General features: G+C 66.5%; 10 protein-coding genes. 5 read left to right on the top strand and 5 right to left on the bottom strand.

Going from position 1 to position 10,528, the window contains the following annotated elements:
• Window positions 1-907, bottom strand: a 907-nt coding sequence (locus AC1D2K_RS20550; RefSeq protein ID WP_478090674.1) for a cytosine permease, incomplete at its 3' end; no start/stop codon positions are given.
• 309 nt (window positions 908-1,216) lie between these two features.
• Here AC1D2K_RS20550 and AC1D2K_RS20545 point away from each other — a divergent pair.
• The 5 genes from AC1D2K_RS20545 (at window position 1,217) to AC1D2K_RS20525 (ending at window position 5,282) form a co-directional block, all read left to right on the top strand.
• On the top strand, window positions 1,217-1,465 hold the full coding sequence (locus AC1D2K_RS20545) for a hypothetical protein (RefSeq protein ID WP_478090673.1): 249 nt from the start codon (window positions 1,217-1,219) through the stop codon (window positions 1,463-1,465).
• A 40-nt stretch (window positions 1,466-1,505) separates the two neighbouring features.
• Entirely contained in the window at window positions 1,506-1,703 is a 198-nt protein-coding gene (locus AC1D2K_RS20540) for a hypothetical protein (RefSeq protein ID WP_478090672.1), read from the top strand.
• Window positions 1,704-1,956: 253 nt separating this feature from the next.
• Window positions 1,957-2,100, top strand: a complete 144-nt coding sequence (locus tag AC1D2K_RS20535; RefSeq protein ID WP_478090671.1) for a hypothetical protein — start codon at window positions 1,957-1,959, stop codon at window positions 2,098-2,100.
• 272 nt (window positions 2,101-2,372) lie between these two features.
• On the top strand, window positions 2,373-3,113 hold the full coding sequence (locus AC1D2K_RS20530; protein ID WP_478090670.1) for a response regulator: 741 nt from the start codon (window positions 2,373-2,375) through the stop codon (window positions 3,111-3,113).
• A 9-nt stretch (window positions 3,114-3,122) separates the two neighbouring features.
• The gene (locus AC1D2K_RS20525) at window positions 3,123-5,282 is read left to right on the top strand and encodes an ATP-binding protein (RefSeq protein ID WP_478090669.1); all 2,160 of its coding nucleotides are present in this window, start codon (window positions 3,123-3,125) and stop codon (window positions 5,280-5,282) included.
• 15 nt (window positions 5,283-5,297) lie between these two features.
• On the opposite strand, the gene AC1D2K_RS20520 is transcribed toward AC1D2K_RS20525, so the two are convergent.
• The 4 genes from AC1D2K_RS20520 to puuE form a co-directional block, all read right to left on the bottom strand.
• Window positions 5,298-6,209 (bottom strand): universal stress protein, encoded by a 912-nt coding sequence (locus tag AC1D2K_RS20520; protein WP_478090668.1) that lies wholly within the window; start codon window positions 6,207-6,209, stop codon window positions 5,298-5,300.
• Window positions 6,210-6,567: 358 nt separating this feature from the next.
• A complete protein-coding gene (locus AC1D2K_RS20515; RefSeq protein WP_478090667.1) occupies window positions 6,568-7,794 on the bottom strand; it encodes a M20 family metallopeptidase in 1,227 nt (408 codons plus the stop codon).
• A complete protein-coding gene (gene uraD, locus AC1D2K_RS20510) occupies window positions 7,791-9,572 on the bottom strand; it encodes a 2-oxo-4-hydroxy-4-carboxy-5-ureidoimidazoline decarboxylase (RefSeq protein ID WP_478090666.1) in 1,782 nt (593 codons plus the stop codon). Before uraD ends, AC1D2K_RS20515 begins: the two co-directional genes overlap by 4 nt.
• Before the next feature lies 1 nt (window position 9,573).
• Window positions 9,574-10,524 (bottom strand): allantoinase PuuE, encoded by a 951-nt coding sequence (gene puuE, locus AC1D2K_RS20505; protein WP_478090675.1) that lies wholly within the window; start codon window positions 10,522-10,524, stop codon window positions 9,574-9,576.
• Window positions 10,525-10,528 lie beyond the last annotated feature (4 nt).

The raw sequence follows: 10,528 nt of genomic DNA, 5'->3' as shown, positions 1-10,528 counted from the left end.
CAGCGGCCAGCAGCGAGAAGAATAGAAAATTGACCGGCAGGCCCCAGAAGTTGCCCTTCTTGACTGCGTCGAAGCTCTTGCCGTAGCGCGAGAAGTCGCCGAAGTTGAGCATCGGCCCGCTGAAGTAGCTGACCACCAGCGCAGTCGCGCTGAGCATCACCGGCAGTGCGTCCCAGCCCGCGAACTTGACGCCACCCAGGCGCATGTCGATGTTGCTCCAGCCGGCCTTCCAGACCAGCCAGCCGCACAGCGCCGCCATCACCACGTACACGGCCGGACCGGCCCAGTCGATGAAGCGCCGGATCGCTTCCATGCCGTGCCAGAACACGATGGCCTGCAGCACCCACATGACCATGAAAGCCACCCAGCCGAGCGCCGAGAGACCGACGAAGCCGTGCTGCGCCACGTCCGCGTAGGGGGCGAGGCCGGGATGGAAGTGCAGCGCCAGCAGCATGAATGCGCCCGAGGCCAGGTAGGTCTGGATGCCGTACCAGGCGACCGCGATCAGGCCGCGGATCACGGCCGGGATGTTGGCGCCCAGCACGCCGAACGAGGCGCGGCAGATCACCGGATAGGGTGTGCCGGTCACCTGGCTGGGCTTGGCCACCAGGTTGCAGAAGAACTGCACGATGCAGATGCCCACCAGCAGCGACACCAGCACCTGCCAGCTCGACAGGCCGAGCGCGAACAGGCTGCCGGCCGTGATGTAGCCGCCGACGCTGTGGACGTCGGACATCCAGAAGGCAAAGATGTTGTATTGGCCCCAGGTCTGCCGCTTCAACGGCGCAAGGTCTTCGTTGGTCAGGCGCGGGTCGTAGCCCGGCTTGATCACTGCGTTCGATTCGCTCGGGTGCACGGCGCCTGGGATCGGCAGCTCGATGCTGGCTTGGCTGACGGTTGCGTTCACGGGTGTCTCCTCGTGGCGGATGGTCGAAGGGCCGAACGGAATGCTCGGCCGGTTGATTGCACCCTATATTTGTATACAAAAAATGGGTGCAATCAAGCCCGATGTGGGGCCAAGGACTCCGTGATTACCCTGATCTGACGGGGCGGGGCGGAGCGAGGCGCCGGCAGGTGGCCAGCGATGGGACGTAAAAAGTACACAAGATCTAATGAATCATCTTGTTACTTTTGCAGTAATTAGGCACAATGTATTACATCGATGTGCTGCCGATCCGCGGCGCCACACGGACCACCCTTTCCTTGCGAGGCCCCCATGAAGACCCAGAAACAGGCAATCAGTGAAGGCTACGACGTCGATCTGTCGGGCCCCGGAAGACCGATGGGCGCCAAGGGCAAGTACCCCGATTTCGAGGTCATTCCCTTGCTGACGGAGATGGAGGCGGAGCTCATCAACACGCTGGGCCTCGTGCGCAACCTGCTGCTCGAAGGCACGCCTTCGCCAGACGCCCGGGAGGGCGTGGTGCTCGCGATCGACGGCCTGCTGGCCGCCTCGCGCTCCTGACCCCTCATCCCTCGAACCCTATTCAGACAGGAGCCACCTCATGAACACCTATCAGACAGTCAGCCAGGCCAGCGGCGTGGCACGCACCCTGAGCAGGAGCGCTGCCTGCACCATCGTCGTGTATCAGGCCGGCGGCAACCGATTCATCACCGCCCGGCCGTCCGATGCCGTGAGCGGCCTGGTGATCGGCATCTATCAGAACGGCTACCAGGTGCAAGGCGCCCGCCGCGCGGGCTGAATCCGGCACCCGGCGCGGCGCCGCTTTTCGCGCCGCCGCCCCCCCCCCCGCTCAACGCCTGCCTAAGGCGCCATGGCGGCCGGTGCCCTGGGCGAAGCGCCCGGCACCCTTCGCGCCCTCTCTTCGCCAGCGACAGCTCCCATCGAGCGCAGGCCGAACTTCGGTCGGTGCATGCACTGCTGCGGGAACGCGGCGATCTCGCGCGCCAGCGCCTGCGCCGAGGCCAAGGCATTTCCGGGGCACCACCACGCAATTGACAAGCCGCCACCTCGGAAGCGGCGACACCGGCCACCTCGTCGAGCGCACGACCGATCCCGACGATCCGGGCAAGGCGCAGGGTGCGGGCGTCGAACCGTGCATGGACACAGCCTTCCGCCTGAATCGATGGATCCGCTGAGAAGGAGAAGGCGCCCTCAAGCCGGGCAAGGAAAAGGGCCGAAAGGAAGCCTGTTGCGTCGGCTTCTGCAACGTTTTGTGACTGATTAATATTAATAGATTGGTTTGTCGAATTGAAATTGATTGTTTGGATGGTTGTGGGAAATTTCTAAAAAGACAATAAGAAAATTCTGAAATTGATTTGAATATATAGACGATCCATGTGTGGATTTTTTCGCAAAGAGAGGGAATATGCGATTCTATAAGTGCTGATGTATTCCGCATTGGGTTTGGATGCGACTTAAAATCGAGACGAAAGCGCGGGTTGAATGCTATTCGATTGAGAAATGGCCCACGCGCAATAGCCGTCAGACGGCCAAAACTCATAGCAAGGGAATCCAAATGCATACAGTCATCGTGGTCGACGATCACCCGGCCATCCGGCTCGCGGTCCGCTCCGCACTCGAGGCCGGCGGCGACTTCAAGGTCGTCGGCGAGGCCGGCGACGGCCCCACTGCGCTGGCCGCCATTCGCGATCAGCACCCCGACCTGGTCATTCTCGATCTCGATCTGCCTCGGCTCAGCGGCCTGGACCTGCTCGAGCGCGTGCGGAAATCCCAGCCCGAGATCAAGCTGCTGGTGTTGTCCGCGCAGCAGGAATCCGTTTTCGCCGCCCGCACGGTGCAGGCGGGCGCCAACGGCTTCATGAGCAAGAACGAAAACATGACGGCGGTGGTGCAGGCCGCCCAAACGGTGCTCGCCGGCTATAGCCTGTTCCCCTCGTCAGCGCTGTCCCCGCAGGCCCATCTCAATTCGCCGGCCAGCCCCGACGCCTTGATCAAGACCTTGTCCGACCGGGAACTGACGGTGCTGCAATACCTCGCGCGCGGCATGAGCAACAAGGAAATCGCCGAAACGCTGCTGATCAGCAACAAGACGATCAGCAGCTACAAGACACGCATCTTCGAGAAGCTCAGAATTTCCACGCTGGTTGAATTGGTCGATTTCACCCGCGCTCACCGTCTCATTTCCTGAGGGGCCGAAATGATCTTCGGCCATCTGGAGGGTCACTGCCTCTGGTTCTATGCGTTCGCCGCGGGTTTCGCGTTGTGCCTCGTCCTGAGCACGATCCGGACTCGGTCGTTGCGCATCGAGATGGGGCGCCGGCTGGCCGCGAAGGCCGAACTGCACGACCAGCTCGCCTTCCAGCGGGCGACGCTCGAGGGCATCCCCTATGCCATCTGCGTGCGCGACGCCGAGGCGCGGCAGATCTTCTGCAACGCAGCCTACGAAACGCTCTTCGGCACCACGCGCGAGGCGATCGAAGGCAAGACCGTGTGCGAAAGCGGGCTCGACTTCGCCGATCCCGAGCATATGACCCTGCTTCACGAGCGCTACCTCGACCTGCTCGCCAACCACGGCACCATCAGCGAGGACGTCGACGTGTCTGTCTACGGCCAGACGCGGCGCATTCTCCACTGGGCGGCGCCCATCGCGCTGAAGGAGGGCGCTGCGGCATCCGCGCTGATCGCCGGCGCGATCGACATCACCGAGCGCCAGCACCTGATCGAGCAGATCGAAACGGCCCTGACCCGGGCCGAGGAGGCGAACCGGGCCAAGTCCAACTTCCTCGCCACCATGAGCCACGAAATCCGCACGCCGATGAACGCGGTGCTGGGCCTGCTCGAACTGCTGGTGCGCGAGGGCCGGTTGAACGCGAAGGACCGGGAATCGGTCGAGCTGGCCCGCAGCTCGGCGCAATCCCTGCTCGGGCTGATCGACGACATCCTGGATATCTCGAAGATCGAGGCCGGGGGCCTGGAGATCGTGCTGGCGCCGGTACGGCTGCGGCCGATCCTCGAAGATGTGGCCAAGGTGTTCTCGGGCATGGCGCGCCAGCGCGGACTGGTCATCGGGCTCGACCTGGATCCGGCGGTCGGCGAATGGCATGTGACCGATGCGACGCGCTTCAGGCAGATCGTCAACAACCTGGTCAGCAATGCCATCAAGTACACCGATGCCGGCAGCGTCACGCTGCGCCTGCGCCACGCGAATCGGAGCGGGGACACCGAGTCGGTCGTCCTCGAGGTCGAGGACTCCGGCATCGGCATCGCGTCCGAGGATGTCGCGAACCTGTTCCGGCCCTTCTTCCAGGCCGAGGCCGCCGGGCCGCGTGCCGTCAGCGGCACGGGGCTGGGCCTGCCCATCGTGCAGAGGCTGTGCCGGAAGATGGGGGGCACGATCGAGGTTCGCAGCCAGCGCGGGCAGGGAACCTGCATCCGGGTCGCGTTCGACCTGTTGGTCGTGGCCGCGCCGCTGGCCGCGACGCTGCCGGCGATCCAGGACGACAACGAGTCCGGGCGTTCCTGGCGCTGGCACGGCAAGGTCCTGGCGGTCGACGACCATCCGGCCAATCGGCTGCTGCTGCGCCGCCAGCTGGATCACCTGGGCCTGGACTGCGAACTGGCCGAAGACGGCGAGACTGCACTGGAACTCTGGCGCGATGGCGGCTTCGACCTCGTCATCACCGATTGTTCGATGCCGGTCATGGACGGCTACGCATTGACTGCGGCCATCCGTGCGCTCGAGCGCGAGCAGCGCCTGCCGCGCTGCCCGGTCCTGGGCTGCACCGCCCATGTGCAGGAAGCGGAGAGGCGCCGCGCCCTCGAAGTGGGGATGGACGAGTGCCTGATGAAGCCCTTCAGCCTCGATGGCCTGTCGGCGGCGCTCCATCGGCATCTGCGCGCGGATCTTGCGGCACCGCCATCCGCGCCGCCGCCGGAAGCCCCGGCCGGGAGACCGTTCGACCCGCTGGCGCTGCGCAGCCTGTCCGACGGCGATGCCCGGGTCGAGGCGAGATTTCTCGAGGCCCTGCTGCGAGCCAACCTCGGCGACCTGCGGCAGCTTGTCGACCACGTCGAGTCGGGCGAGCTCCCTGAAGCGGCTTCCATGGCGCACCGGATCAAGGGCGCGGCACGGATGGTCCAGGCCGAGCGGGTGGTTCAGGCGTGCGAAGCGCTCGAGCTCGCGTGCCGCGGCGAGCAGCCGTCGTCACCGACCGGTGGCCTGGCCCTGCTGGTGGAGCGCCTGGACGAACTCAATCGGGCGATCGAAGTGCTACTGGCGGATCTGGGGCAGCCCGCCATGCAGTCCTGGACGCATGGCGCAGCAGCCAGATCCAGCTCGTCGCCGAACCGTTCGTGAGCAGGCGTGCGTCGCTCACGAGATCCTCCCGACGGCCGGAGCGAGGGCGCGCTCGGCCTCGATCCGTTGCATTGCCGCGGCGCGTGACGAGGCCTGGAAGTCGTCGGGCACGATCAGGACGTCGCTGCTCGCCCAGCACAGCACGCGCTGCGCCACGCTGCCGAAGACGAAGTCCACGACCGGCGAGTTGCTGCGCTTGCCGACCACCAGCAGATCGGCGCCCACATGGTCCTGCTGGATCGCGGCCTGCCGGGCGGGGTCGCCGTGGCCGATGGCCGACATCACGCGGTTGCGGCGGGAGTCGAACGAATCGGTGAGCCAGAAGATGCGGTCGCGCGCATGGCGCATGCATTCGTGCCTGTAGGCCTCGATGGCGTGCCGGGACACCTCGGCGGAGCGCAGCTTCGCCTCGTTGCGGGTGCTGATGGCGTGAAACAGCTCGACTTCGGCGTCGTCGTCCAGCATCCAGGCCAGCTTGACCAGGTTCTTCGATGCCGGCGTGAAGTTCACGGCGACCAGGATCCTGCCGTAGCGTTGCCGCGGTGCCAGCTTGCTGACCAGGATCGGGCAGCGGCAAAGGCGCGCCAGCCGCTCGGCGGTCTGGCCGCGCAGCAACGCGCCGAGCGTGCGTTCGCGGCCATGGCCGAGCACCAGCAGGTCGGCGCAGCTGGCTTCCTGCGCGACATCCGCAAGGCTGTTCGCGCTCCGGCTCACCGTCCGCACGGTGATGGCGAGCCGGCGGCCCAAGTCCTTGGCGGCGTGCGCCAGCCGGCTGGCCGCGTCGACGGGCGCTGCGTCGCCCTCGGTGGCGAAAACCATGAGCTTGAGCGTGGCGCGGTGCAAGACCGCGAGCTGGGCCGCACGTTCGACGGCCTGGTTGGCTTGCCGCGAAAAGTCGGTGATGGCCAGGATGGATCGGATGTTCATTGCAGGGTGCTCCTCTGCCGCCTGCCCGATCGGACGGGCAGCGGCCACTACCGCGCGAGGCTGGTGCCCGGCGGTCGAAAGGTCTGCGCTGAAAGGGGAGAGGAGCGGACCGCCGGGCTTAGGAATCTGCGGGCGTCGGCTGGCAACCCGCCGTGCTCGCCAGGAACTGCGCATGCGCGCGGTCCGCCGCAAGGGGCAGGACTGCGAAGGCAGCGTGGTTCTGGGGCTGGACGGGGATTGGCATGCGGCCGAGTCTATCGGCGACCCCCGATCGGCTCAAGCAATGGCCTCACGCTCCTTGCCGATATGAGAACGCCGGGCGACGGGCCCGGCGCTGCGCTCGGAGGCTGGGGCCGGCTCAGGCCAGCAGGTCGCTCAGGGTCCGCGCGATGACCTTGGTGGCGCGCCGCAGGTCTTCGAGCACCACGCGCTCGTCGTTGCGCTTGGCATGCGACTCGAGCACGGTGCGCGGGCCGGCGCCGTAGATCACGCCCGGGATGCCGGCTTCGCCGTACAGCCGCACATCGGTGTAGAGCGGCGTGCCCATGGCCTTGATCGGCTCGCCGAAGAGCGCCTGGCCGTGCTTCTGGATCGCATCGACCAGCGGCTTGTTGCCGGCCAGCGGCTTCATCGAATTGGCCAGCAGCATGCGCTTGATGTCGACCGTGATGCCGGGCAGCGGCGCCGCGGCATCGGCGATGACCTTGCGGATGCTGGCTTCGACCTCGACCGGGTTCTCCTCGGGGATCATCCGGCGGTCGAGCTTGAAGACCACCTTGCCGGGCACGACGTTGGTGTTGGTGCCGCCCTCGATGCGGCCGACATTGAGGTAGGGGTGCGTGATGCCCTCGACCTTCGACGTCACCTGCTGGTAGAGCGTGTTCTGTGCATAGAGCGCGTTCAGGATGTGGACCGCGCCCTGAAGCGCATCGACGCCGCTGGTCGGGATCGCGGCATGCGCCATCTTGCCGTGCACCGTGACTTCCATCTGCAGGCAGCCGTTGTGCGCCGTGACCACCTCGTAGCTGAAGCCGGCCGCGATCATCAGGTCGGGCTTGGTGAGGCCCTGCTTGAGCAGCCAGCCCGGGCCCAGGATGCCGCCGAATTCCTCGTCGTAGGTGAAGTGCAGTTCGACGCTGCCCCGGCTCGGCTTGGCCACCGCCTCGAGCGCTCGCACTGCGAAGGTGAAGCTCGCGAAGTCGCTCTTGCTGACCGCGGCGGCGCGGCCGTAGAGGCTGCCGCCGTCGATCTCGCCGCCGTAGGGGTCATGGCTCCAGCCTTCGCCGGGCGGGACCACGTCGCCGTGCGCATTGAGCGCCACCGTGCGTCCACCGTTGCCGTACTTGCGGCGCACGATCAGGTTGGTGATGGATTCGAGGCCGTAGTCCTTCACCTCCTGTTCGGGCACGGCGTGCTTCTCGGCCTCGAAGCCGAAGGCCTCGATCAACTCCGCCGTGCRCTCGGCGTGCGGTGCGTTGTTGCCGGGCGGCGTGTCGGTGGGCACGCGCACCAGGTCCTGCAGGAAGCGCACTTCCTCGTCGAAGTGGGCGTCGATCCAGGCGTCGAGTTTCTTGTAGTCGGTCATGGTTGGCTTTGCTCGGTGGCGATGTTGTCCAGCAGCAGCTGAAACGCAAGAACCGCCAGCTGCATGTCGTCGTTGGTGCTCGATTCGAGCGGGTTGTGGCTGATGCCCGAATTGATGCCGCGCACGAAGAGCATGGCTTGCGGCATCACCTCGTGCAGTTTCATCGCGTCGTGGCCGGCGCCGCTCGGCATGCGGAACAGTGGCACGCCGAGCGTGTCGACCGCCTTCTCCCAGCGCTGCTGCCATTCGGGCGCGCTGGGCGCCGCGGCCGCGCGCATCGTTTCCTCGAGCGTGTGGCGCACGCCGCGGCGCTCGCAGATCTCCTTCAGCGCTTCGACGACGTCGGCCGCGAGCGCGTCGCGCTGTTCGTTGTTCGGCGCCCGCAGGTCGAGGCTGAACTTGCAGCGCCCGGGCACCACGTTGATCGAGCCGTTCGGCACTTCGAGCATGCCGACCGTGGCGACCGAATCGCCGTCCTTCGCAGCGCGCTGCTCGGCGAACAGGATCAGCTCGGCCACGGCGGCCGCGGCGTCGCGGCGGCGGTCCATGGGGGTGGTGCCGGCGTGGCTGGCCATGCCGATGACCTCGCCGACGTAGCGCACGCTGCCGTTGATCGAGGTCACGATGCCGAGCGGCAGGTCGAGTTCGGTCAGCACCGGGCCCTGTTCGATGTGGACTTCGACGAAGCCCAGGTACTTCGAGGGATCGCGCTGCAGCTTCGGGATGTCTTCGTCCTTGAGGCCCGCGTGGCGCCGCGCCTCGCGCATCGTGATGCCGTCGGCGTCCTTCTGGTCGAGCCATGCCGTGTCGAAGTGGCCGATCAGTGCGCCGGAACCCAGGAAGGTGGCCTTGTAGCGCTGGCCTTCCTCTTCGGCGAAGCCCACGACCTCGAAGGCGAACGGCAGCCGGCGGTTCTGCCGCTTGAGTTCGCGCACGCAGGYCATCGGCACGAAGATGCCGAGCCGGCCGTCGTACTTGCCGCCGTTGCGCACCGTGTCGTAGTGCGAGCCCGTGAGCAGCGCCCGGGCGCCGGGCGTGGCGCCCTCGTAGCGGCCGACCACGTTGCCCACGGCATCGATCTGCACGCTGTCGAAGCCGGCGTCGCGCATGTCCTGGGCGAGCTGTGCTGCGCAGGCGCGGTGCGCGTCGGTCAGGTAGGTGACCGTGAGCTGGCCCTTCTCGGCGTAGCCCGGGTCGGTGTGGACGGCGAGCTTCTCCTGCCAGTCCCAGACCACGTTGCCGAGCGTCGGGTCGGCATCGAACTTGTCGTCCAGGCGGATCTCCGCGATGCGGTGGATGTTGCGCAGCGCCTCGCCGAGCTCGAAGGCCGGGTGGTGGTGCAGCCGGCGCTCGAAGGTCTCGATGATCTCGCGCTTCAGGAGGCCCGTGCCGCGCGGGCCGCGCACCGCGAGGATGAACGGGAAGCCGAACTTGGCGTTGTAGTCGGCGTTGAGCTGCTGGATCCTCGCGAATTCCTCGGGCGTGCAGTCGGTCAGGCCGGCCTTGTTCTGCTCGTTGGTCGATTCGGCGGTCAGGCTCTTGCTGACCATGGCCTTGCCCGCGAGTTCGGGGTGGGCGCGGATCAGGCCGAGCTGCTCTTCGCGCGAGGCGTGGGTCACGGCCTGCACCAGCGCATGCTTGAGGTGCGGGAGCGAGCGGAACGGACGCGATACGAGCGAGCGCGCCGCGATCCAAGGCGAATGCTCGTAGACGCCGTCGAGCAGCGCGACGGCTTCGTCGGCCGATGCCGCGTTGAGTTGGTCGATGGTGAGCGCCATGTCAGTTTCCTTGCGAGGCGGCGTAGGGATGCGTCGCTTTCCAGTGCCGCGCGATGTCGAGCCGGGTGCAGACCCAGACCCGGTCATGCGCGGCGATGTGGTCGAGGAAGCGCTGCAGCGCGACGATGCGCCCGGGCCGCCCCAGCAAGCGGCAGTGCATGCCGATGCTCATCATCTTCGGCGCCTCGTCGCCCTCGGCGTAGAGCGCGTCGAAGCTGTCCTTCATGTATTTGAAGAACGGGTCGGCGTGCGAATAGCCCTGCGGCAGCGCGAAGCGCATGTCGTTGCAGTCGAGCGTGTAGGGCACGATCAGTTGCGGCACCACCTKGCCGTCGGTCTTCTGCACCTTCATCCAGAACGGCAGGTCGTCGCCGTAGTAGTCGCTGTCGTATTCGAAGCCGCCGTAGTCGGCCACCAGGCGGCGCGTGCGCGGGCTGTCGCGGCCCGTGTACCAGCCGAGCGCGCGCTGGCCCGTGAGCTTCTCGATGGCCTCCATGCCCAGCCGCATGTGCTGGCGCTCCGTGGCCTCGTCGAGGTTCTGGTAATGGATCCAGCGCCAGCCGTGGCAGGCGATCTCGTGGCCCAGTTCCTTGAAGGCGGCTGCAAGTTCGGGATAGCGTTCGAGCGCCATGCCGACGCCGAACACGGTCAGCGGCAGGCCGCGTTTCTCGAACTCGCGCAGGATGCGCCAGACGCCTGCGCGCGAACCGTATTCGTAGATCCCCTCCATGCTGATGTGGCGGTCGGGGTAGCTCGCGGGGTTGAACATCTCGGACAGGAACTGCTCGGAGCCGGCGTCGCCGTGCAGCACGCAGTTCTCGCCGCCTTCCTCGTAGTTGAGGACGAACTGGACCGCGATGCGGGCCCGGCCGGGCCATTGCGCATGCGGCGGATTGCGGCCGTAGCCGACGAGGTCGCGCGGGTAGGGCAGTGTGGAGTCGTAAACGGTCATGGGT

It is taken from the genome of Variovorax sp. P1_H12_2 (genome assembly GCF_056405335.1).
Note: the sequence above shows the minus strand (reverse complement) of the source record. Positions and strands in the feature narration are given on the sequence as shown.